Below are 23,320 nucleotides of genomic sequence, written 5' to 3'. Positions count from 1 at the left end.
GACACCCTATGTCAGTGGAAGGAGTCCAGCAGCTGTTCCCGGCTGAGCAAGAAGCCCGAAGCAATCCAATCCGCCTCCAGCTTCCGCAGCTTCGCTCCCAGTTCCGGGCCTTTGCAGTCCGGCAGCAGATCCCGGGCTTTCACCGGAAAAACAGCTTTTGCGCCCAGCGCGATATCGCTTTCCAAATCGGGCAAAACCGGCTGTTCCAGCAATGCAGACCGCAACAGCAGCGCATCCAGCGCCTGTTCCGCACCCAATCGGTAGCCCAACTCCCCTGCCCCGGCCGTGCCGGCCGCAGCTTCGCGGATCGCCTGCAGATGAGATGTCTGCGCCTTGCTGAGCCGCAAGGCCTCCTGAAGGCCCTCCCCTCCGAGCGCGGCAAGCCGCCGGATGCTGGATGCAGCTCGCCCGGCCTCAAGGTGAATCAGCGGCGCCAGAGCGCGGTCATCGGCGCCAGGCAAAATCTGTGCCAGAACACCAGCCTGCCGCATAGCCGCGGCCGAGGGCGCAGGATCAGGTGCCGCCAGCAGTTTCAGCATCTCAGCCCCGACACGTTCCTTGGAGAGCGTAGCCAGCCCCTCCAGACAAGCTGCAATCGCTGCCAGCGCATCCGGGTCAAAGCCCAGCGCGTGATCGCCGTACCAAGCGTGAAAGCGAAAATAGCGCAAGGACCGCAAGTAGTCTTCCCGTATGCGATTCTCTGCTGTGCCGATGAACCGGATACGGCGTTTCTGCAAATCTGCCATGCCGTCCAAAGGGTCGACAATCTCGCCATCCGGACGCGCATAAATCGCGTTCATAGTGAAATCGCGGCGGCGGGCATCCTCAGTGATATCTGTTGAAAATGCGACAATTGCCCGGCGGCCATCAGTCGCAACATCCCTGCGGAATGTGGTTATTTCATGCGGGATACCGTTCTTGATCAGCGTCACAGTACCATGATTAATACCGGTTGGAACCACCTTGATCCCAGCTCGGCCCGCCAGCGCCACCACCTGGTCCGGCAGTGCATCGGTGGCGATATCCATGTCGGAGACCGCCTCCCCCAGCAGCGCATTGCGAACGCAGCCGCCGACAAACAGAACCTGCGCGCCGTCTGCATTGACCGCCTTGCAAACAGCCTGAGTCGCAGGATCCTTCAACCAGGATTGGTCAATCCGCATTACATCTCCATCCGTGCCGCAAAACCGCGCAGCATCCGCGCTGTGGCCCCCCATATGTAATAGGAGCCGTATGGAACGGTATAGTAGCGGCGGCGGGTGCCACGCCAGCGGCGGGATTCAATGATGTATTTTTTTGGATCCAGCACATGGGCCAGCGGGACGGAAAATACCTCGGCCACCTCCCCCGCTTCCGGACGCACGGTAAAATCCTCCTGGATCAGTGCCACAACCGGCGTCACCGAAAATCCGGTCACCGTCTCATGCTCCGGCAGGCAACCGATAATCTTCGGCAGCTCCTGCGGCAGCCCGATTTCCTCCCAGGCTTCGCGCAGTGCCGCGGCGCAGGCGTCCGTGTCGCCGGCATCCACCTTGCCACCGGGAAAAGCGATCTGGCCCGGATGATGCTTCAGTGCCGATGAGCGTTTGGTCAAAATAAGCCGCGGCGTATTTCCGGCGACAGAAATGGGCACCAGCACCCCGGCCGGCCGCAGCTTGCGCCCTTCTGGCAGCTCGGTACCGGGGTTGAGATCAAAGTCGGAAGAGCCGCCGCCCTGGTGTTTGAGCACGGCGGAAATTCTGTTGGCGAGGTTCTGCGCGGCCTCACTCACCGGACGGGTTTTCCGCTTCAAACCCCACGCTTGCCGGGTCCAAATCGTAATGCGCGCTGCAGAACTGGCAATCCGCCGTAACCCGGCCATCTTCGTTTGTCATGGTGCCAATGTCCTTGGCCGAATAGATCGACAGGCTTTGGCGTACTCGGTCTTCGGAGCAGGTGCAGCCGAAACGGACGGCCTGGACATCAAAGACCCGCGGTTGTTCCTCGTGAAACAATCGGATCAACAGATCAGCCGGGGACACAGACGGTCCGATCAGCTCCAATGCCTCCACGGTATTCAACAGCATAGTGGCCCGATTCCAGTTTTCCTCCTGATCACCGGACACCAGATCGCTGGCCTGTAAAACTTCACCTGACCCTTCGCTTTGAGCAGCAAAGGGTGACGCTTTGGGCATGCTCTGCAGCATGATGCCCCCCGCGCGCCAATGCTCGTCAACTCCAGGCTCGGATGATTTTCCAAAGCTCATTTTGAACATGGTCGGCAGCTGTTCGGATTGCGCAAAATAAGCCTCGGCACAGGCGCGCAGCGACCCGCCGGACAACGGTGTGATGCCCTGGTACGGCTTGGTGCCTTGGCCTTGGTCGATCATGATAGCAAAGTACCCTTCGCCAACCTGATCAAAGGGGTTGCTATCGGTAATCCGGTCCCGGTCGAAGCTTGCATAGGCACGGATCCGGCCGATTTCGCCTTCTTTTTGCGGTGCGTAATAGTCGGTCGCGATCATCCGCACAGCGCCCTTTGACTGCACCTGCAACGACAGCTTCCAGCGCAGGGAAATCGTCTGCCCGATCAGTGCCGTCAACAGCGCCATTTCAGCGACCAGCGCCTCAACCACCGGCGGGTAATCATGCTGTTTCAGGATGCCATCCAGCACGCCGTCCAGCCGCGCAACGCGGCCGCGCATGTCCGATGCATCAAGCTGGAAGGGCAGGACGGTGTCGTCCCACGCGATTTTCGAACCAAGTGTCATGGGGTTTCCTTACGCGCCGGGGATTGGCATACCGGGGCTATATAGGAGAATTGATACTGGAGTGAAGGGGCCGGCCCGTGATCAGGCGATTTGGCAAGACACCGGAAAACGGCCAGCGTTACCGGATGCGCCCGGGCGCCTATGCTCTGCTGCCGCGGGGCGGCAAGCTGCTGATTACCTGCCAGTATGCTCCTCATCCAGACCTGCAGCTGCCAGGAGGCGGTATCGATCCAGGCGAGTCACCCATTCCCGCACTGCACAGAGAGGTCTATGAGGAAACCGGCTGGAAAATTGCCGCGCCGCACAAGATGGGTGTGTTCCGGCGCTTTGCCTATATGCCGGAGTATGATCTTTGGGCCGAAAAAATTTGCCATATCTATATCGCCCGCCCGTTGCGCCGGATCGGCCCGCCTGCAGAAGAAGGGCATGAAGCGCTGTGGGTCACTCCACAGGAAGCCGCCCTCCGGCTGGGCAATGCTGGCGACCGGCATTTTGCAGCCCAGCTGGCAGCCCGGTTGTAAGGGTCTGAGACGCCAACCACCGAAAATACAACATCCCAGCCGAAGCCAGGACAACATCAGACAACCAATCTGAATGGTTTACGGACCCTGATACTCGAACAATGTGGCCGAGACGTCATCCTCAAGCCCGTGTTCCTTGCTCATAACTTGCGTCAGATGCCAGTAAAGATCATCCAAAAATTCCTTACTGCTTTGCTCTGACCCGCATTTTTCAACCAGCTCCAGCAGACCTTCCGGCTCCAGCATGGAGCCATCTTCCAGCCGCGCCTCTGTAAAGCCGTCAGAGAACAGCAGCAGGCGGTCGCCACGTTCCATGACAAATTCTTCCTGGCTGTAGCCGATATCGGGAACCAGCCCCACCGGCACACCACCCTTGCCAATGAACTCCAGTTCACCGTTCTTGCGCAGCAACAGCGGATGCGGGTGGCCTGCTTGCACCATCTTAACAACACCGCTGCGCAAATCGGCGATGCAATAGGCCATGGTGAAGTACTCTTCGATCCCGGTATCAGCGATCAGCCGTGCATTCAGCAGGCTGGCGACTTCCTCCGGCTGGCGCAGAGCGTAAAACCGGTTGAAGCGTTTCTCCATCCCGACATTCTGATCGAAGTAATTCGAGGACAGATAACCGCCGAGACGCGCTGTCATCATCGCCGAAGTGATGCCGTGACCGGACACGTCAATAGAGTAAAAGCCGATTCGGTTCACGCCAGGAGAGAACATTCCCACCAGATCGCCGCCGATATGGCCGCAGGGTTTCAGCAGCAGACTGACGGTGGAGGATCCGAAATCCTTGGAAAGTTCCGGCACCAGAGATTCTTGAATCTTGCGGGCTTGGATCAGGTCCTTGTCGATCGCATCATAAACCCGCTGCAACTCCCCCAGAGTTTCGGACACGATACGGTTCTTCTCGGACAGTTCCCGCTGCATTCTCAGGATCCGCTCACCCGCAGAAATCCGCGCCCGCAGTTCATCCGAGCTGACCGGCTTGGTCAGGAAATCGTCGGCGCCTGCATCAAGCCCTTCTGCAACCTCGTTCTTTTCGCTCTTTGAGGTCAGCAGGATGAAATAAGCATATTCCTCGCTGGAGCGGGTACGGAACGCGCGGCAAAACTCCAGCCCATTCATGCCCGGCATCATCCAGTCGCTGAGGATCAGGTCAGGAGTTTCTGTCTGGCAAATTTCCATCGCGGCCTCGCCGCTCTCAGCCTCGACGACCTCAAATCCCCATTTTTTGAGAGAAGCAACTAGAATGCGTCTTTGCAGGCGGCTGTCGTCAACAACCAGCACACGGCGTATTGATCCGGCCACTGTGTGGTCCTCGTTGTCCATCGAACTTTCTGGCAGCACCGAAGGCACCTCACAAATGGCAAAATCAGACGATCTTGTGATACTATCGGTCCAGAAATTTAACAGGCGGTGAAACCTAAAATTTGAGCTTCCCTCTTTATTTCACTATATTTTTACTGCAATCAACTTAAGAAATTGCGCATGGCGACTGATCTTAGGGACATATGACATGATTGACTGGCCGCGAGTGACCGAGCTGCGCGAAGAAGTTGGCGCCGAGGATTTCGAGGAAGTTGTTGAAATTTTTCTCGAAGAAGTCGAGGAAGTTATCGGCAGGCTGCAAGGCGGTGATTGCAGTCAGCTGGAGCAGGACCTGCATTTCCTGAAAGGCAGCGCGCTCAACCTCGGGTTTGATGAATTTTCGGGGCTGTGCCTGGACGGCGAGCGGAAGTCGGCACAAGGTGAATCAGAAAATGTCGATGTCGCTGCCATCATCACCAATTTCCAAGCGTCCAGATCTGCTTTCCTGACCGGGATGTCCGAAAAATTCTGACTCCGCTTCCGGTGTCAGATCACAAACTGCACCAAAGTCTCGTCCTGAGTGATGTCCGTAAAGGTCATCCCGGCCGCATCAAGCCGTGCAAACAGTTGCTCGAAATTCTCCGGCCGCTTGGTTTCGATCCCGATCAGCACCGAGCCGAAATTGCGGGCGGACTTCTTCATGTATTCAAAGCGGGCGATGTCGTCCTCCGGGCCTAAGATGCCAAGAAACTCCTTCAGCGCTCCAGGCCGCTGCGGCAGGCGCAAGATGAAGTACTTCTTAACTCCGGAATAGCGCTGCGCCCGTTCTTTGACCTCTGGCAGACGTTCAAAATCAAAGTTGCCGCCGGATGTGACGCAAACCACCGTCTTGCCGCGGATCCAGGAGCGCACATCCTGCAGCGCCTCGACCGACAGCGCGCCGGCCGGCTCCAGCACGATGCCTTCCACGTTCAGCATCTCGATAATGGTGGCGCAGATCCGGTCCTCGGAGATGGCCAGGACATCCGGCAGCGGCACGTCTTTTAGAATATCAAAGGGCAGCGCGCCGATCCGCCCCACCGCAGCGCCATCGACAAAAGTGTCGACATGATCCAACGCAACCGGCTTGCCTGCAGCAAGCGCTGCCCGCAAACAAGCACCGCCTTCAGGCTCAACAAACAGGCTATGCACCCCGTCACCAAACCAGGAGGAAACACCGGCCGACATGCCGCCGCCGCCAACCGGCAGCAGCACGTGATCCGGTGTTTTACCCAACTGCGCCTCGATCTCCACGGCGATGGAGGCCTGGCCTTCAATCACATCGGCATCATCAAAGGGCGACAGGAAATGCCCGCCCTCCTTGGCACACCACTCCTGCGCAGCAGCCAGGCAAATGTCGAAATAGTCGCCAACCAGATGGATTTCGATATTGTCGCCGCCGAACATCCGGGTTTTCTGGATTTTCTGCTGCGGCGTTGTGACCGGCATGAAGATTACGCCGCGCTTGCCTAGATGACGGCACATGAAAGCAACGCCCTGAGCATGGTTGCCGGCCGAGGCACAAACATACAGCTCCTGATCCGGCTGCTTGCGCATCGCGTTCAGCGCCCCGCGGATCTTGTAGGAGCGGACCGGGCTCAGATCCTCGCGCTTGAGATAAATATCCGCGCCGAAACGCTCGGACAGATGCACATTGCGCTGCAACGGAGTTGCGGGAAACACATCGCGCATCGCCTGTTCTGCGGCACGGGCCTGGGACTTGAAATCGCTCATGGAACATTCAGTGGCGCAAGCCCGCCCCCAAGGCAAGGGGCGGGTGCAAAGCATACATAAGAATACCGGAAGTTAGATCGGGCGGCCTTCGACATAGTGTCCATAAAAAGTAGTAAGAACGCTGGCACTCACCAAAGACATGGCCAGCATGGCAAACGCAGAAAAGACGAAACCAAGAGGGGCAAAAACTGCAAAAGACAAGCCGGAAACGAACTGCATCAAAAGCTGCAGCACGCCCAACAGAACAAGCACGAGAAAGACCGTGCCAGAGGCACCGGAAGTCGCTTGCCATGACTCGCGCAGCAAAAGCGGTCGACCAATGGCTACTGCCGGCAATACAGGAAGCATACGATACATCGCGATCAAAACAAAAACAGAGTACCCAGCAATCACTAGAAGCATAGGAACCAGCGCTCCCGATCCCATCGCCGCGATAAGTCCATTCACAAGGAATATCAACGGGATAAAAAGCACAAACACAAGAAATCCTATGAGCAGCATGTGCCCAAAATAGGATAATATCCGATCTCCCTTGAAAGCAGGGAGCCAGCTTGTTGGATACTCTTCCAACAGAATGAGTCGGTGCCATGCTACAAAGACCCAAAACTGAACCGCAATAAATATCAGTGTGGCGGTGACAAATGACAGGCCGAGCTTGCCGGATTGCAATGCATCTGACAAAGCTTGCTCATCCCAAAACATTGCGATCGGCTGCCCTCCTGCACTGAGTACAACAAAAATAAGAGCAATTCCGATCAAGACGGGCACAAGGGCAATTCTAACCGCCCATTCGAAGTTCCTAAGAACCATGCTCACCGAGTGAGCGAAAATCGACCAGCCTTTCATGCGGGCATTCTCCAATAGATTGTTCTGCTTCTCCGCGCACGTTATGCGTGCCTGGCAGATTAGAAAACCCCGGTTAACCTTGCCCTTCCGGGCAAAACCCGCTACGCCGCAGGCGTTCTGACCTGAGAGGGAATTCCATGTCCGCGCCTAAGAAAGTTGTGCTCGCCTATTCCGGCGGCCTCGACACCTCGATCATCCTGAAATGGCTGCAGACCGAATACGGCTGCGAAGTTGTCACCTTCACCGCCGATCTCGGCCAGGGTGAGGAACTGGAGCCCGCCCGCAAAAAAGCGGAAATGCTGGGCATCAAGCCGGAAAACATCTTCATCGAGGATGTACGTGAGGAATTTGTCCGCGACTTCGTCTTCCCGATGTTCCGCGCCAATGCGGTTTACGAAGGCCTGTATCTGCTGGGCACCTCGATTGCCCGCCCGCTGATCTCCAAACGTCTTGTGGAAATCGCCGAGTCCACCGGCGCCGACGCGGTCGCCCATGGCGCCACCGGCAAGGGCAACGATCAGGTCCGCTTTGAGCTGGCAGCCTATGCATTGAACCCGGACATCAAGGTGATCGCGCCCTGGCGTGAATGGGATCTGACCTCGCGTACCCGTCTGCTGGAATTTGCCGAAGCAAACCAGATCCCGGTGGCCAAGGACAAACGCGGCGAAGCTCCCTTCTCAGTTGACGCAAACCTGCTGCACACGTCCTCCGAGGGCAAAGTTCTGGAAGACCCGGCGGTCATGGCGCCTGATTATGTCTACCAGCGCACCGTTCACCCCGAGGACGCACCGAACGAGCCTGAGTTCATCGAGGTCGGTTTTGAAAAGGGCGATGCTGTCAGCATTAATGGTGAAACGCTGAGCCCGGCAGACCTGCTGACCAAACTGAACGAATTGGGCGGCAAGCATGGCTGCGGCCGTCTTGATCTGGTCGAAGGCCGTTTTGTCGGCATGAAATCCCGCGGCATTTATGAAACCCCGGGCGGCACCCTGCTGCTGGAAGCCCACCGCGGCATTGAATCGATCACCATGGACCGCGGGGCAATGCATCTCAAAGATGAATTGATGCCGAAATACGCAGAGCTGATCTACAATGGTTTCTGGTATTCGCCCGAGCGCGAAATGCTACAGGCTGCTATCGACAAGAGCCAGGAACATGTCACCGGAACCGTGCGCCTGAAGCTTTACAAAGGCTCCGCAGCCTGCGTGGGCCGCTGGTCGGATCACTCGCTCTACTCCGAAGCGCATGTGACTTTTGAGGAAGACGCCGGCGCCTATGACCAGACCGATGCTGCAGGTTTCATTCAGCTGAATGCCCTGCGCCTCAAACTGCTGGCCGCACGCGAGCGCCGGCTCAAAAAGTGAGTGACTACGATGGCATAGACGGCGGTTTCGAGGACGATTTCGCGGAAGAACTGGAAATGTTCGTTGAAGCTCAGGACACCGTTTGGGCGGCTGTCCTGACTGAACTCTCTGCAGGAAAAAAGACGAGCCACTGGATGTGGTTCGTCTTTCCCCAATTGGCCGAACTAGGCCAATCCCACATGGCACAGCTTTACGGGATCGAGGACCAAGCCGAGGCCATCGCCTATCTGAACCACGAAAAACTGCGCAGCCGCCTGGTGGACGCCAGCCAACTGGTACTGCAGCATAAGGGTACCGATCCCGCGCAAATCCTGGGCAGTACCGACGCTAAGAAACTACGCTCCTCGATGACGTTGTTTGCAGCTGTGCCCGGTGCGCCGGCGGAATTCCGGCAGGTGCTTGAAACCTTCTATGGCGGCCAGCCCTGTCCGCTGACCAAGGCAGCCCTTGCCGAAACGTAACCCGGCGCCCTCCCCTTTGGTCACTATTGCCCGGCATCCCTTGCGTGCCTAACCCTCACCGCAAGCAAGGGAGGAACATATGTCACTTCAGGACATCGCCGAGGACATCCGCACAGGTCTGGCTGGAAAGAACTTTGACGGCACGTTGAAATTCGACTGCGGGAAGGACGGCGTTATCGTGCTCGCAAATGGCGCTGCCTGCACCGATGACTGTGACACCGACTGCACGCTGCAGCTTTCCAGAGAGAACCTGAAAAAGCTGCTCGCCGGCAAGCTCAACCCGATGACGGCCGTAATGATGGGCAAAATCAAGATCTCCGGCGACATGGGTGTTGCCATGAAACTGGGCAAGCTGATCGGCTGAGCCTCTTCTTCTGGCTGAAAACATCCTGGAGGTGAACGCCGCAGGCGCGAGGGGGCAACGCCCCCTTCTCCCCTCAGATTTTCGCTGCCTTCATTTGCTCATATAAAGGCAGCGCCGCCTGCAGCACGGGCTGCAGGTGTTCCGGCACCTCCGGCAGCGGGCCTTCCGGGCCAGCAAATCCGGTTGAATTCCAGACCGCACCGTACCAATGCGCCGCCCACACGCCGTCGTCCTTATGTCCGCCCCTTGGCCAGGTCAGCATCTTCGGGGAATACGGCATGCCAACCGTCTCGCACAACTGTTCCAGTTTGCCTGCCGGATCATTCAGAATGTCATGGCTGTCCACGACAACCGGTGCATGTCCCCAGCTGCGCACCAGTTCGAGCAGCTCCGCCTGCTGGCGGAATCCAATGTCTTCCAGTGTAGGATTTTCCCGTTTCACCGCATATGAGGCGATCACACGGGCAGGATGACGGATCAGAAAGACATTAGTGACCTCTTGCATCCACTGCCGCGGAACGCCGGGGATCATATGCTGAGTCATATGTTTTTGATAGTAGTACGGCTTGGCGCCTGGAACATCTCCCAGAAGCGCCTTTGCTACCTCGTCCGGATCCCGCGGCTGGCTGTCCAGAATTTCCGCTCGCATCGGGTGGCTCAGGCCGGTCATCGCCAGGTAGGCGGCGTAAAACGGTTCATCCACCACTGCGCAGTCACCCCGGTTGCCAAAGGCGTACATCAACGCCGTCGACAGGTTCCGCGGCCCGGACCACATGGCAATCCGCATCATGCGCACTCCTTTTCGATCAGATCCTTATAGAGGGCACGAAGATTTTCGGTCATGGGTCCCATCTGGCCGCTGCCGATCTGCCGCCCGTCAATGCTGCCCACCGGTGTCTGCGCCCCGAAAGTGCCAGTCAGAAAGGCTTCGTCGGCACCGTATGCATCCACCAGCGAATAGTTCCGCTCGTGAACTGGAATACTGTTGGCGCGGCACAAGTCGATCACTTTCCGCCGGGTAATGCCGTTCATGCAATAATCCCCGGTCGAAGTCCAAACCTCCCCCTTGCGCACGATAAAGAAGTTGCAGGCGTTTGTGGTGTTCACAAAGCCATTCACGTCCAGCATCAGCGCCTCATCTGCGCCGGCCTTTTCGGCTGCGATACAGGCGATGATACAGTTCAACTTGGAGTGGGAATTCAGTTTGGGGTCCTGCGTCATCGGCAGCCCGCGGATATGCGGCACTGTGGCCAATTTTATCGGCCGCGGCAGATTGGGGCGGGAATGCTCCATGATAATGGTAATCGTCGGACCTTGCTGCGACAGCGAAGGGTGCTGGAAAGGACGTGTCTTTACCCCGCGCGTGACCATCAGCCGGGCATGGGCATCAGTGGTCATTCCATTGGCTTTCTGTGTCTCTAACACAGCGTTTTTTACGCCCTCCCGGTTCAACCCGATGTCCAGGTCAATCGCCTTGGCAGCCTCAAACAGCCGGTCCAAATGTTCGTCAAAGAAGGCCCAGGTTCCATTGTACAACCGCAACCCTTCCCACACGCCGTCGCCCAGCATGAAACCGCTGTCATAAACACTCACCTTGGCCTCAGCCTTGGGGACAGTTTTTCCATTCAGATAGATCAGGATTTCTTCGTTGCGCTGATCTTCCTCAGCCTGGTGAGTGCTCATCTTTTCAGTCATGGGATCCTCCTTTGCCGGCACGTTAGTAATATTGGATCCAATTTCCAAGCAGTAACTTGCTGTCACCAGTCCGTGAAATCCGCCGCTGCCGGGTTGAGAGACGCAGCAACAGCCGGCAGGGTGGCAGCAAAGCAGAATGGAGGCCCAAGATGCGTACACTGGAAAGACTGAGACTTTTGACTTTGATGGGCCTTATTGCCATCGGTACGGTTGCTTATGCCAATCCGGTGCAGGCGCAAGCAAATGAAGTTTTGACCGTGGCCGGGGGGTGCTTCTGGTGTGTGGAGAGCGATTTTGAAGGCGTGCCCGGGGTGATCGAAGCCGTGTCGGGCTATACCGGTGGCAAGACCAAAAACCCGACTTACAAAGACGTCAGCCGCGGCGGCAGCGGCCATTACGAAGCGGTGCAAATTACTTTTGATCCGGCAAAAGTCTCGCGCGGGGATTTGCTGGAATTGTTTATCCGTTCAATTGATCCGACCGACGCAGGCGGCCAGTTCTGCGACCGCGGAGAGAGCTACCGCACCGCAATTTTTGTCTCTAACAAGGGCGAGAAGGCCCTAGCCAGGAGGGTTGTATCCGAAGCTCAGGATGCCTTGGGGAAAACAATCGTGACGCCTGTCCTTTCAGCAAAGACCTTCTATGAAGCCGAAGACTATCATCAGGACTACTACAAGGGAAAAAACCTGGTGTTCACCCGCTTTGGCCCCAAACGGCAGGCGGAGGCCTATAAGCGATACCGCCAGGCCTGCGGGCGCGATGAGCGGGTGGCGCAACTGTGGGGCGATGCCGCGCCTTTTGCAGACGGGCATTGAAACGGGGCGCTGCCCCCTTGGCCTGACGGCCAATTCCCCCGGAGTATTTTGACCAGAAAGAAGCAGGCTGCCGCAGATTAAAAACCGGCTTCCTGCACTTCTTTCAGCTCAGGAATCACATCTGCCGTGCCATGCCGCGTGACCATCAGTGCCGCAGCCTGTGCGGCCAGTGGCATAGCTTGTGCCAGCGGCAAACCCTGATCCAGACCTGCGAGGACATATCCGGTGAAAGTGTCCCCTGCCCCCGTGGTATCCACGGGCGTTACCGGAAGAGCGGGAACATTCAGAACCGCGCCGGTTTCGCCGTCGATATGCCGGGCTCCTTTAGCACCAAGAGTGATAATCACGTCTTTGATGCCAAGCTCATCCGGCAACTTGCCAGAGGCCTCCTTAAGCTGTCCGGCTTCAACCTCGTTCAGGATCAAGAGGTCGAGAAACGGAAGAACCGCTTGGACGGCGTCGGCGTCAAAGGGGGCGGCGGCGTAGCAGACCCGCATCCCGTGATCCCGGCCCGCATGGGCAGCTTCCGCCTGCATATTGGTTTCATTCTGCATCACCAGAATGTCGCCTGCATTTGCCCGTGAAAGCGCTTGATCAAGCTGGTCTTGGGTCAGCGCACGGTTGGCGCCTGGAAACAGGATGATCTGGTTTTCACCCTCCGGCTCCACCGCAATGATGGCGTGGCCGGTTGGGATGTCCACCTGGGCAATGTCGCGAATTCCGGCGCCATATTCCTTCAACCGCTCAATTGCCCAAGACCCGTCAGGTCCAACAGCGCCAATGTGATTAACCTCGCTGCCAGCGCGGACGGCGGCAACGGACATGTTGGCGCCTTTCCCGCCCAAAAAGCGGTCAAGGCGCCTAGCGGCAAGGGTTTCCCCCGCCGCCGGCAGATGCGGCAAGGCATAGACCATGTCCGCATTGATTGATCCCAGGTTCCAGATTGCCATCTCAGATCACCCGATGTTGCAGGCTGCCAGTACCGCCATATTCAAAATGTCATTGGTGGTGGAGGTGGTCGAGCAGATCTGGATCGGCTTGTCGATGCCAGACAGGATCGGGCCGATTACAGTGGCGCCGCCCATCTCCTGCATCAGCTTGACCGAGATCGAGGCCGAGTGGCGGGCTGGCACGATCAGAATGTTGGCCGGGCCGGTCAGACGCTGGAACGGGTAGTACCGCTGCGCCCGCTCGTTCAGTGCCACATCAACGGTCATTTCGCCTTCGTATTCGAAATCAACACCGCGTTTATCCAGAACGGCGGGGGCGACATGCATTTTTTCCGCGCGCTCCGACACTGGGTAACCGAAGGTGGAGAAGCTGACAAAGGCCACCCGCGGTTCAAGCCCCATATGGCGGGCAACGCCCACGGCACGTTCAGCGATGTTTGCCAGGTGGTTCTCATCCGGCCATTCATGCACCAGCGTGTCCCCGATCAGCACGATCCGGCCTTTATGCAACAGTGCAGTTACACCAGCGGCACCATGATCGGCATCGGCATCAAACACATGGTTGATCCGCTCCAGAACATGGGCCGATTTCCGGGTTGCACCGGTAACCAGACCATCGCCATGCCCATGCGCCAGCATCAGGCTGGCGAACACGTGCCGGTCACGTCCTACCAGCCGGTGAATATCTTTGTGATCAAAGCCTTTACGCTGCAAACGGCTGTACAGGAAGTCCTTGTACAAATCGAAATTCGGCGTGTTGGCAGCGTTGACAATTTCCAGCTCCCGCACGGCATCGCCAAGGCCGGCTTTTTCCAGTTTTGTGCGCACATCCTCCTGACGGCCTACAACCAGTGATTTCCCAAAACCCGAACGCTGGTACATCACTGCAGCGCGCAGCGCGCGCGGGTCATCACCTTCGGCAAAGATCATCCGGGACTGGGCGGACCGGGCACGGGCATTCAAGCCGCGCAGGATAGAGGCGGTCGGATCCATGCGGGATTTCAATCCCACCTCATAGGCGTCCATGTCCACGATCGGACGGCGGGCGGCACCGGTGTCCATGCCTGCCCTTGCCACCGCCAGCGGGATCCGATGGATAAGCCGGGGATCAAAGGGCGTCGGAATGATATAGTCGCGGCCAAAGGACAGCGACTTGCCATAGGCCAGCGCCACTTCATCCGGCACATCCTCACGCGCGAGTGCTGCCAGAGCATGGGCACAGGCGATCTTCATCTCGTCGTTGATGGCGCGGGCGTGGATGTCCAGCGCGCCGCGGAACAGGTAGGGGAATCCCAGCACGTTGTTGACCTGGTTCGGGTAATCGGACCGGCCGGTGGCGACGATTGCATCGACACGCACCTCATGCGCTTCTTCGGGAGTGATTTCCGGATCCGGGTTTGCCATCGCAAAAATCACCGGATTGTCGGCCATCGCGGCGACCATCTCCTGGGTTACCGCGCCCTTGACCGATACGCCCAGAAAGACGTCGGCACCGCGCATCGCTTCTTCCAGAGTGCGCAGATCCGTGCTGATCGCATGGGCGGATTTCCACTGGTTCATGCCCTCGGTACGGCCCTGATAGATCACGCCTTTGGTGTCGCAGACAATGCAGTTTTCGTGCCGCGCGCCCATGGCTTTCAACAGCTCGATGCAGGCAATGCCGGCTGCCCCTGCCCCATTCAGGACGATCTTCACATCCTCAATCTTCTTGCCCGACAGATGCAGCGCGTTGATCAGGCCGGCCGCACAGATCACCGCAGTGCCGTGCTGATCATCGTGGAAGACGGGAATGTCCATCTCTTCCTTGAGCTTCTGCTCAATGATGAAACACTCTGGCGCCTTGATGTCTTCCAGGTTGATGCCGCCAAAGGTCGGCCCCATCAGCTTAACCGCTTCGATGAACTTGTCCGGATCCTCGGTATCCAGTTCGATGTCGATCGAGTTCACGTCAGCGAAGCGTTTGAACAGGACAGATTTGCCCTCCATCACCGGCTTAGAGCCCAAAGCCCCCAGATTGCCCAGACCCAGCACCGCCGTGCCGTTTGATATCACCGCAACCAAGTTGCCCTTGTTGGTGTAATCATAGGCGGTCTCAGGATTTGCCGCGATTGCTTCGCAAGGCACCGCAACCCCCGGAGAGTAGGCCAAAGACAGATCCCGCTGCGTTGTCATCGGGACAGTGGCATTGATCTCCCATTTGCCCGGAGACGGCTCCAGGTGAAACGCCAGGGCTTCCTCATCGGTGATCTTTGTTTTGGGCATTTTATCTCGTGTCCTCTCCTCGTCGCGGTCCGTCTTAGCCCAGCCAACCGCGCCCCTCAATCCGGGCTTTCAAGAATCTGTATAGCCAGAATTGAGATAAATGCGACCAAAGGACGATGGATAACGCCAAGTTTTCACCTTAAAGTAGACGCCCGGCTGCTGTAATTTATTAATAGGTATTAACACGCACCTGCAAGCCAGGTGGCGCTGCGCGCTCGAACTCATGAGCCTGAGAAGCACGTGTCAGAATGACATCTGTCCGCCCGGAACACGGGCCTAGGATCAAAGGAATAATGAGGAATGATAAGTTTCCAAAACAATTCCGGCGCGATGGTTGCCTTGCAGACATTGGGTGGCGTCAATAGCCAGCTCAACACCGTGCAAGACAGCATATCCACCGGCAAAGAAGTCAACACGGCGCAGGATAACGCCGCGCTTTGGGCGATCTCCGAACTGATGGATTCAGATATTTCGGGGTTGCGTTCTGTCTCAGACACGTTGTCGCTGGGTGAAGCCACCGTGGCGGTTGCTTCTGCCGGAGCGGAACAGATCACTGACACTTTAACAGAAATGCGGTCACTGGCAGTTATGGCGGCAAGCGGGATGGGGGATTTCAGCAAATTCGAAGCCGCCCTGTCGCAAAAGACCGAGCAGATCAATTCCATAATCTCATCCTCCAGTTTCAATGGTGTGAACCTGCTGAAAACTGATGTGGACGGCAATGGCGGCACAGCGCTGACTGTCCCGTCAGCACTATCCGCGACCGGAGGCGTGACCACGCTCAGCGTTGATGGCGCGGACTTCGAAGGCAGCCCGCAGTTTGACATTGGCAACCGGACAGCCATCACCGACAGCGCCAGCGCGCTGACCGCCCTGGGAGAAATCGAGGGGTTCCTGGCTTACGCAATCGACAGTTCCGCTGCTCTTGGCGCCAGCGCCGGCGGCATTGCCGAACAGAACCAGTATGTCGGCAAGCTGTCGGATTCGATCACCCAGGGAGTCAGTTCGATGATCGACACCAGCATGGAGGAAGCGGCGACAAAACTTCTGGCGCTGCAGGCGCAGCAACAGCTGAGCACCCTGTCGCTCTCAATCGTCAACACAATGCCCGACACACTGCGCAACCTTTACTGACAGCAGACTGCCGCCAGTGTTCCTGGCGGCAGTCACATCCGGGTTTTCCTCGGACCGCCCCCAATGTACACGTTTTACAACGACGACCCGGGGGAATTTTCATGACCGTAACGCCCATGATGGCGCAGTATCTCGAGATCAAGGCGGCGCACGCGGATGCGTTGCTTTTTTATCGGATGGGCGACTTTTACGAGATGTTCTTTGAGGACGCAGTCAACGCCGCAGAAGCCTTGGACATCGCGCTGACCAAACGCGGCAAGCACAACGGCGAAGACATTCCGATGTGCGGCGTGCCCGTGCATGCCGCCGAAGGCTATCTGCTGACGCTGATCCGCAAGGGCTTTCGCGTGGCCGTAGGCGAGCAGCTGGAAAGCCCGGCCGAGGCTAAAAAACGCGGATCCAAATCGGTGGTGAAACGGGATGTGGTGCGGCTTGTGACCCCGGGCACCCTCACCGAAGAGTCTTTGCTAGAAGCGCGCCGCCACAATTTTCTGGTTTCTTACTCTGAACTGCGGGACGAGGCGGCGCTGGCTTGGGCGGACATCTCCACCGGAGCGTTCCACGTGATGCCGGTCGCGCGGGTCCGCTTGTCGCCCGAGCTCGCCCGCCTGGCGCCATCAGAGCTGATCGTTGCTGATGGTCCGGCCTATGACGCTGCCCTCCCTCTGGCTGAAGAATACAAGATCCCGCTCACTCCGCTGGGCAAGGCGAGCTTTGACAGCACCGCTGCGGAAAGGCGCATCTGCTCTTTGTTCAACGTCAGCGCATTGGATGGGTTCGGCACTTTCACCCGGGCCGAGGTCTCAGCCATGGGCGCGCTGATCGACTATTTGGAGATCACCCAAAAGGGCAAGCTGCCACTTCTGCAGCCGCCACAGCAGGAGGCGCAGGACCGGGTGGTCCAGATCGACGCCGCCACCCGCCGCAATCTGGAGTTGACACGTTCGCTGTCCGGCGGTCGCGCCGGCTCGCTGCTGGCAGTTGTTGACCGGACGGTCACTCCCGGCGGCGCCCGCTTGCTGGAACAACGGCTGTCCAGCCCCTCCCGTAATCTCGATGTGATCCACCAGCGCCTAGCTGCATTGGATTTCACTGTTGAACAATCTCAGACCGCCGAAGACCTGCGCGCGGCTTTGCGCAAAACACCGGACCTGGACCGGGCACTCTCCCGTCTGGCGCTGGAGCGCGGCGGCCCGCGCGATCTGGCTGCTATCCGCAACGGGCTTTCGCAGGCCGAAGCAATTGCCGGGTTCTGCGCCGGCCTGGAACTGCCTGCGCTGATGGCCGGGGCCATGTCGGATCTGCAAGGTTTCGACGATTTGCTGTCTCTACTCGATGCGGCCCTGGTAGCCGAACCGCCGCTTATGGCACGGGACGGCGGTTACATCGCAACCGGTTACGATCCGGAACTGGACGAAGCCCGCACTCTGCGCGACGAAGGCCGCTCGGTGATTGCTTCGATGCAGCAGCAATACGCCCAACACACCGGCGTAACCTCACTGAAGATCAAGCATAACAACGTGCTGGGCTATTTCATCGAAACCACCGCAACCCACGCGGACAAGATGATGTCGCCACCTCTCAATGAGACCTACATTCACCGCCAGACAACAGCAAATCAGGTCCGTTTCACCACGGTGGAGCTGAGCGAGATCGAAACCCGCATCCTGAATGCCGGAAACCTGGCGCTGGAGATTGAAAAAAGGCTCTATGCAGGGCTTTCCGGGGCAATTCTGGAAACTGCCGCCCGTCTTAACACCGCCGCCCGCGGGCTGGCCGAGCTGGATCTTCTGGCCGGGTTGGCCGATTTGGCACGCGGCGAAAACTGGACCCGTCCGAAGGTTGATGGAAGCCGTGCATTCCACGTGGAGGGCGGCCGCCATCCGGTGGTGGAACAAGCGCTGCGCCAGCAGGGCGGCGAAACTTTTGTGGCCAATGACTGCGATCTGTCAGCCCAGGAAGGTGCAGCGGTTTGGCTGCTTACCGGTCCGAACATGGCCGGTAAGTCGACCTTCCTGCGCCAGAACGCTCTGATCGCTTTGCTTGCCCAAATGGGCAGTTACGTTCCCGCGGAAGGTGCCCATATCGGCGTCGTTAGCCAGCTTTTCAGCCGGGTCGGTGCTTCGGACGACCTGGCGCGCGGCCGCTCCACCTTCATGGTGGAAATGGTGGAAACTGCAGCCATTCTAAATCAGGCCGACGACCGCGCTCTGGTGATTCTGGATGAGATCGGCCGTGGCACAGCCACCTATGATGGCCTCTCCATCGCCTGGGCCACGCTGGAACACCTGCATGAGGTTAACCGCTCGCGCGCGCTTTTTGCGACCCATTACCACGAGCTGACCCAGCTTGCCGCCAAATTGGAAGGCGTCGACAACGCCACAGTAGCGGTCAAAGAATGGGAAGGCGAAGTGATCTTCCTGCATGAAGTGCACAAAGGCGCTGCTGACCGGTCCTATGGTGTACAGGTGGCGCAGCTGGCCGGCCTCCCGGCATCAGTAGTTGCACGTGCGCGAGATGTACTCGGCATGCTAGAGCAAAGCAGCCGCGAAGGCGGAACGAAGGTGCAAATCGACGACCTTCCCCTCTTCGCAGCAGCCCCGCCACCACAACCCACGGCGCCGGCGGGGCCCTCTCCGGCCGAAGAACTCCTCGCCGGTATACAGCCGGACGATCTCTCCCCGCGAGAAGCACTGGAAATGATCTACAAACTAAAAGAAGCTGCAATCTAAAAAAGAAAGGCGGATCCAAACGGACCCGCCCTTTCATCTTTCCGAAAATACTCTCGCCGAAGGCACAGGCCCGTCAGGGTCTGTTCACATCAGCTGGCCGGCGTGGAAGACACACCAACCTGCGCGGCCCGCAGCAGGCGGTCGTGCAGCATGAATCCTTCGGCGGACACCTGGATGATGTCACCAGCCTTGGTGCCCGGCACCGGTGCTTCGAACATCGCCTCATGCACCTGCGGATCAAACTTGTCGCCAACCTCTGGCGACACAACCCGGATGCCGTGCTTTTCAAACACACCCAGCAGCGAGCGCATGGTCAGTTCCACACCTTCGATCAGCGCCGCCGCAACTTCGCGCTGCTCATCGGTCGCCGCTTCGATCGCGCGCTTCATGTTGTCGTAAACCGGCAGCATGTCACGGGCCAGTTTCGAGCCACCGTAATTCTCCGCTTCCCGGCGTGCTTTGTCACCGCGCTTGCGGGCGTTCTCAGCATCCGCCAGCGCCCGCATGAACCGGTCCTTCAGCTCATCCCGTTCCGCCCGGAGTGCATCGATTTCCAACGAGGCATCATCAAATTCCTCGGTCTGCCCCGCCAGCTCTTCTGCCTCGGCGGCAGCGATATCATCCAGAAAGTCTTCGTCCTTGAGCTCTGCCATGTTTCACCTCTAACTCCGGTCCGACAACAGTTTGCCGACCAGTTGTGCCGTATAGTCTACAATCGGCACAATCCGTCCGTAATTCAGGCGCGTCGGGCCAATCACCCCCACCGCACCGATGATCTTTCGATCCGCGTTCATATAGGGAGACACCACCAAAGAGGAACCCGAAAGTGAGAAAAGTTTGTTCTCCGAACCGATAAAAATGCGCACTCCATCGCCGTCTTCGGTCAGTTCCAGAAATTCGGCGATATCACGCTTGCGCTCTAAATCGTCAAACAAGGTCCGTATCCGCTCCAGCTCCTCCGCCGCACCAGTTTCGGCCAGAAGATTCGCCCGCCCGCGTACAATCAGCCGGGCCTGATCACTGTCGTCATCCTCCCAGACGGCCAACCCGCTTTCGATCATCGCATGTGCCAAGCTATCGATTTCCTGCCGCCGTGCCGAGATCTCTTTTTGGATCTCCCGCTGCACCTCGCTCAGCGTGCGCCCTTCAATCAGCGCATTAAGGAAATTCGCAGCCTCGCGCATCGAACTGGGTGTCTGTCCCGGCGGCGGCTTAAACAGGCGGTTTTCAACATGGCCATCTGAGAACACCAGCACCACCAGCGCCCGGTCGTGCGCCAAAGAGACAAACTCGATATGCCGGATCTCCGCCTCATGTTTGGGTGTCAGCACCAATGAAGCACCTTGCGTCACACCGGACAGCGCCGCTCCGACCCGGTCCAGCATGCCTCCCACATCGCCGGCATTTTTGCCCAGCGTCGCGTCGATCTTCTTCCGGTCGTTTGCGTTCAGGTCGCCAACCTCCAGCAACCCATCGACAAACATCCGCAAGCCCATCTGGGTGGGTACCCTGCCAGCGCTTACATGCGGGCTGTCCAGAAGGCCAAGGAATTCCAGGTCCTGCATTACGTTGCGAACCGTGGCTGCGCTTACCTTTTCGCTCAGTGAACGTGTCAGCGTGCGGCTGCCAACCGGATCGCCGCTCTCCAAATAGCTTTCGACCACCGTCCGGAAAACTTCCCGCGAGCGGTCATTCAGGTCTTGCAGGATATTGTTCGCGTCGCTCATCGATTTTCCAGCGTTTCTTGCGGATTCAACATAAGAACCCGAAGCTAGGTTGTCATTAAAGAGCAGCATGGGAAAAGGTCAATCGGGCTTGCATAGCTTGGCGTCCGGGGGATATCCCCAAGCCAGCAAATAAAGGATGTGCCATGCGACCCTCAGGACGAGAACTGAATGAAATGCGCGCCGTGTCGATTGAGACCGGCTTCACCAAACACGCCGAGGGCTCCTGCCTGATCAAGATTGGCGATACCCACGTCCTGTGCACCGCCACCATCGAAGACCGGGTGCCGCCCTTTATCAAGGGAACCGGCCTTGGCTGGGTCACCGCTGAATACGGCATGCTTCCCCGCGCCACCAATACCCGTATGCGCCGCGAGGCTGCATCGGGCAAGCAAGGCGGCCGCACGGTTGAAATCCAACGTCTGATCGGCCGCGCACTGCGGGCCGGCGTCGACCGCGTGGCTTTGGGCGAGCGTCAGATCACCGTCGACTGTGACGTTCTGCAGGCCGATGGCGGCACCCGTTGCGCCTCGATCACCGGCGGCTGGGTCGCCCTGCGCCTGGCGGTTAACAAGCTGATGAAAGCCGGCGACGTCCACATCGACCCGCTGATGGATCCGGTTTCTGCTGTTTCCTGCGGCATCTATGCAGGCCAGCCGGTGCTGGATCTGGACTACCCGGAGGATTCCGAGGCCGGCGTTGACGGCAACTTTATCATGACCGGCTCCGGCAAACTGATCGAAGTGCAGATGTCCGCCGAAGGCTCCCTGTTCTCCCGCGATCAGATGAACCAGCTGATGGATCTGGCCGCCAAAGGCACCACAGAGTTGGCTGAGATGCAAAAGGCCGCCTGCAAATGATCCGCAAACTGGAAGGCGGCAAGCTGCTTGTCGCCACCCACAACAAGGGCAAGCTGAACGAGATCACCGAGATACTCTCCCCCTTTGGCGTCAGCGTTGCCGGCGCCGGCGAAATGAACCTGCCGGAGCCGGAGGAAACCGAAGACACCTTTGTCGGCAATGCCCGCATCAAGGCCCATGCAGCGGCCATGGCAACCGGCCTGCCAGCCTTGTCCGACGATTCCGGGATCACTATCGACGCTCTGAATGGTGCCCCGGGCGTCTACACCGCCGATTGGGCAGAAACCCCTAATGGCCGTGACTTCCAAATGGCGATGACCCGCGCCAATGACGAGCTGAACGCGGCCGGCCCCGAGGCCCCCCGCACAGCCCAGTTCCGCTGCACCCTTGTCATCGCCTGGCCCGACGGCCACGACGAGGTGTTCGAAGGCGTGATGCCGGGCCAGCTGGTCTGGCCGATCCGCGGCGCGCATGGGTTTGGTTACGATCCGATGTTCCAGCCGGACGGTTACAACATCACCTGCGCCGAAATGGATCCAGCGGAAAAGAACAAGATAAGCCATCGCGGCAAGGCAGTTGCCCAGTTCATCCGGGGCTGTTTCGGTGGATGACTGGCGCAATGGGGGCTTTGGCCTCTATGTGCACTGGCCCTTTTGTCAGGCCAAATGCCCCTATTGCGACTTCAACAGTCATGTCTCCGCAAAAATAGACCAAAAGCTGTGGGTTAGAGCCTACCTGAGCGAACTCGACAGACTCTCGGAACAGCTCTCAGGCCGTGTCCTCAACTCAATATTCTTCGGCGGCGGCACTCCCTCTCTGATGCAGCCGGAAACTGTCGCCGCTGTTATCGATCGGGCACGTGAAATCTGGCCCTTTGCCAATGACATAGAGATCTCTCTTGAAGCAAATCCCGGCTCGGTTGAGGCAGGTCGCTTTGCCGGCTACCGCGACGCCGGAGTCAACAGGATCTCTATGGGTATTCAAGCCCTGAATGACGAGGACCTGCGCCGGCTGGGACGTATTCACAGTGTCTCCGAAGCCAAAGCAGCCTTTGATATCGCCCGCAAATGCTTTGACCGGGTCAGCTTTGATTTGATTTATGCCCGTCAGGGCCAAACACTAAAAACCTGGGAAGCGGAACTTCGCGAAGCACTTTCCATGGCTATTGACCACCTGTCGCTCTACCAGCTGACAATTGAGGATGGCACCGCTTTTGGTGATCGCTACGCCCGGGGTAAACTGCGCGGCCTGCCGGCCGACGATACCTCTGCGGATATGTATCAGGCGACCCAGGACATCTGCGCGTCTTTTGGCATGGCCGGTTATGAAATCTCCAACCACGCCAAGCCGGGTTCGGAATCCCGTCATAACCTAATCTACTGGCGATACGGTGACTACGCCGGGATCGGCCCCGGCGCCCATGGCCGTTTGAGTATTGATGGTACCCGGTATGCCACGGAAACCCATCTGGCCCCAGGTGCCTGGCTGGAAGCGGTCAGTAAGGGAAATGGGGAATCCCTGCGCGATTCTCTTTCGCAGGAAGATGCTGTGGCTGAATACATGATGATGGGGATGCGCCTTTCCGAAGGTCTGGATTTAGCACGGCACACTCAACTTTCAGGCGTTAATCTCCCCGAGAGTCGACTTGAGGATCTTGTACAGATGGGCATGATCACTATCTCAGGGAAGAGGCTCCGCGCGACTGATCAAGGACGCGCACTATTGAATGCAGTGCTCCGCGAACTGTTGATGGATTGA

23 protein-coding genes are annotated in these 23,320 nt (G+C 58.3%); 11 read left to right on the top strand and 12 right to left on the bottom strand.

Annotated elements, in window-relative coordinates:
* Positions 1-11: 11 nt before the first annotated feature.
* The 3 genes from K3557_RS19065 to K3557_RS19055 are packed head-to-tail and all read right to left on the bottom strand — an operon-like array spanning position 12 to position 2,750.
* On the bottom strand, positions 12-1,163 hold the full coding sequence (locus K3557_RS19065; protein WP_259995903.1) for a CCA tRNA nucleotidyltransferase: 1,152 nt from the start codon (positions 1,161-1,163) through the stop codon (positions 12-14).
* The gene (locus K3557_RS19060) at positions 1,163-1,771 is read right to left on the bottom strand and encodes a CoA pyrophosphatase (RefSeq protein WP_259995902.1); all 609 of its coding nucleotides are present in this window, start codon (positions 1,769-1,771) and stop codon (positions 1,163-1,165) included. Before K3557_RS19060 ends, K3557_RS19065 begins: the two co-directional genes overlap by 1 nt.
* Entirely contained in the window at positions 1,764-2,750 is a 987-nt protein-coding gene (locus tag K3557_RS19055; RefSeq protein WP_259995892.1) for an Hsp33 family molecular chaperone HslO, read from the bottom strand. The genes K3557_RS19060 and K3557_RS19055 overlap by 8 nt, the downstream gene beginning before the upstream one ends.
* Positions 2,751-2,827: 77 nt before the next feature.
* Between K3557_RS19055 and K3557_RS19050 the strand changes: the two genes are divergently transcribed.
* The gene (locus K3557_RS19050; protein ID WP_134831078.1) at positions 2,828-3,271 is read left to right on the top strand and encodes an NUDIX hydrolase; all 444 of its coding nucleotides are present in this window, start codon (positions 2,828-2,830) and stop codon (positions 3,269-3,271) included.
* 78 nt (positions 3,272-3,349) lie between these two features.
* On the opposite strand, the gene K3557_RS19045 is transcribed toward K3557_RS19050, so the two are convergent.
* Positions 3,350-4,603 carry a PP2C family protein-serine/threonine phosphatase gene (locus tag K3557_RS19045; protein WP_259988592.1) on the bottom strand — a complete coding sequence of 418 codons (1,254 nt, stop codon included), beginning with the start codon at positions 4,601-4,603 and terminating at the stop codon, positions 3,350-3,352.
* Between the two features lie 187 nt (positions 4,604-4,790).
* On the opposite strand from K3557_RS19045, the gene K3557_RS19040 reads away from it, so the two are divergent.
* Positions 4,791-5,114 carry an Hpt domain-containing protein gene (locus tag K3557_RS19040; protein ID WP_259995888.1) on the top strand — a complete coding sequence of 108 codons (324 nt, stop codon included), beginning with the start codon at positions 4,791-4,793 and terminating at the stop codon, positions 5,112-5,114.
* 14 nt (positions 5,115-5,128) lie between these two features.
* Here the strand turns inward: K3557_RS19040 and ilvA are convergent, their stop codons facing one another.
* Together ilvA and K3557_RS19030 are read right to left on the bottom strand one after the other, a co-directional pair.
* Complete coding sequence (gene ilvA, locus K3557_RS19035) at positions 5,129-6,355, bottom strand: threonine ammonia-lyase IlvA (protein WP_259988596.1); 1,227 nt, start codon at positions 6,353-6,355, stop codon at positions 5,129-5,131.
* Between the two features lie 72 nt (positions 6,356-6,427).
* Positions 6,428-7,201, bottom strand: a complete 774-nt coding sequence (locus K3557_RS19030; protein ID WP_259995887.1) for a hypothetical protein — start codon at positions 7,199-7,201, stop codon at positions 6,428-6,430.
* A 137-nt stretch (positions 7,202-7,338) separates the two neighbouring features.
* On the opposite strand from K3557_RS19030, the gene K3557_RS19025 reads away from it, so the two are divergent.
* The 3 genes from K3557_RS19025 to K3557_RS19015 all read left to right on the top strand — a co-directional run bounded on the left by K3557_RS19025 (position 7,339) and on the right by K3557_RS19015 (position 9,390).
* A complete protein-coding gene (locus tag K3557_RS19025; RefSeq protein WP_259988600.1) occupies positions 7,339-8,565 on the top strand; it encodes an argininosuccinate synthase in 1,227 nt (408 codons plus the stop codon).
* The gene (locus K3557_RS19020) at positions 8,562-9,026 is read left to right on the top strand and encodes a DUF1810 domain-containing protein (RefSeq protein WP_259995885.1); all 465 of its coding nucleotides are present in this window, start codon (positions 8,562-8,564) and stop codon (positions 9,024-9,026) included. Before K3557_RS19025 ends, K3557_RS19020 begins: the two co-directional genes overlap by 4 nt.
* Before the next feature lie 79 nt (positions 9,027-9,105).
* Positions 9,106-9,390: an SCP2 sterol-binding domain-containing protein gene (locus tag K3557_RS19015; RefSeq protein ID WP_259995882.1), complete on the top strand. Its 285-nt coding sequence runs from the start codon at positions 9,106-9,108 to the stop codon at positions 9,388-9,390.
* Between the two features lie 73 nt (positions 9,391-9,463).
* Here the strand turns inward: K3557_RS19015 and K3557_RS19010 are convergent, their stop codons facing one another.
* Positions 9,464-10,177 carry an HAD family hydrolase gene (locus tag K3557_RS19010; RefSeq protein ID WP_259999693.1) on the bottom strand — a complete coding sequence of 238 codons (714 nt, stop codon included), beginning with the start codon at positions 10,175-10,177 and terminating at the stop codon, positions 9,464-9,466.
* Positions 10,177-11,085, bottom strand: coding sequence for a D-amino acid aminotransferase (locus tag K3557_RS19005; protein WP_259995878.1), 909 nt, complete (start codon positions 11,083-11,085; stop codon positions 10,177-10,179). The genes K3557_RS19010 and K3557_RS19005 overlap by 1 nt, the downstream gene beginning before the upstream one ends.
* Before the next feature lie 185 nt (positions 11,086-11,270).
* Here K3557_RS19005 and msrA point away from each other — a divergent pair, with 185 nt between their 5' ends.
* The gene (msrA, locus tag K3557_RS19000; protein ID WP_409201224.1) at positions 11,271-11,900 is read left to right on the top strand and encodes a peptide-methionine (S)-S-oxide reductase MsrA; all 630 of its coding nucleotides are present in this window, start codon (positions 11,271-11,273) and stop codon (positions 11,898-11,900) included.
* Between the two features lie 77 nt (positions 11,901-11,977).
* Here the strand turns inward: msrA and K3557_RS18995 are convergent, their stop codons facing one another.
* Positions 11,978-12,850 (bottom strand): ribokinase, encoded by an 873-nt coding sequence (locus K3557_RS18995; RefSeq protein ID WP_259995871.1) that lies wholly within the window; start codon positions 12,848-12,850, stop codon positions 11,978-11,980.
* A gap of 6 nt (positions 12,851-12,856) precedes the next feature.
* Entirely contained in the window at positions 12,857-15,112 is a 2,256-nt protein-coding gene (locus K3557_RS18990) for an NADP-dependent malic enzyme (RefSeq protein WP_259995869.1), read from the bottom strand.
* 300 nt (positions 15,113-15,412) lie between these two features.
* On the opposite strand from K3557_RS18990, the gene K3557_RS18985 reads away from it, so the two are divergent.
* Positions 15,413-16,246: a flagellin gene (locus tag K3557_RS18985; protein WP_259995867.1), complete on the top strand. Its 834-nt coding sequence runs from the start codon at positions 15,413-15,415 to the stop codon at positions 16,244-16,246.
* A gap of 101 nt (positions 16,247-16,347) precedes the next feature.
* Positions 16,348-18,978, top strand: a complete 2,631-nt coding sequence (gene mutS / locus K3557_RS18980) for a DNA mismatch repair protein MutS (protein WP_259995858.1) — start codon at positions 16,348-16,350, stop codon at positions 18,976-18,978.
* An 89-nt stretch (positions 18,979-19,067) separates the two neighbouring features.
* Here the strand turns inward: mutS and K3557_RS18975 are convergent, their stop codons facing one another.
* Together K3557_RS18975 and hrcA are read right to left on the bottom strand one after the other, a co-directional pair.
* Positions 19,068-19,631, bottom strand: a complete 564-nt coding sequence (locus K3557_RS18975; RefSeq protein ID WP_259988617.1) for a nucleotide exchange factor GrpE — start codon at positions 19,629-19,631, stop codon at positions 19,068-19,070.
* Between the two features lie 9 nt (positions 19,632-19,640).
* A complete protein-coding gene (gene hrcA, locus K3557_RS18970; protein WP_259988619.1) occupies positions 19,641-20,705 on the bottom strand; it encodes a heat-inducible transcriptional repressor HrcA in 1,065 nt (354 codons plus the stop codon).
* Positions 20,706-20,848: 143 nt separating this feature from the next.
* Here hrcA and rph point away from each other — a divergent pair, with 143 nt between their 5' ends.
* Genes rph through hemW form a run of 3 tightly spaced genes read left to right on the top strand, consistent with a single transcriptional unit; the run spans position 20,849 to position 23,320 of the window.
* Positions 20,849-21,562: a ribonuclease PH gene (gene rph, locus K3557_RS18965; RefSeq protein WP_259988621.1), complete on the top strand. Its 714-nt coding sequence runs from the start codon at positions 20,849-20,851 to the stop codon at positions 21,560-21,562.
* Positions 21,559-22,173, top strand: coding sequence for an RdgB/HAM1 family non-canonical purine NTP pyrophosphatase (rdgB, locus tag K3557_RS18960; protein WP_259995856.1), 615 nt, complete (start codon positions 21,559-21,561; stop codon positions 22,171-22,173). The genes rph and rdgB overlap by 4 nt, the downstream gene beginning before the upstream one ends.
* Positions 22,166-23,320 carry a radical SAM family heme chaperone HemW gene (gene hemW, locus K3557_RS18955; protein ID WP_259995845.1) on the top strand — a complete coding sequence of 385 codons (1,155 nt, stop codon included), beginning with the start codon at positions 22,166-22,168 and terminating at the stop codon, positions 23,318-23,320. Before rdgB ends, hemW begins: the two co-directional genes overlap by 8 nt.

Origin of the sequence: Leisingera sp. M523 (genome assembly GCF_025141335.1) — a bacterium.
Taxonomy (GTDB): Bacteria; Pseudomonadota; Alphaproteobacteria; order Rhodobacterales; family Rhodobacteraceae; genus Leisingera.
The sequence above is the reverse complement of the archived record's forward strand: the minus strand, read 5'-3'. Positions and strand labels throughout refer to the sequence as shown.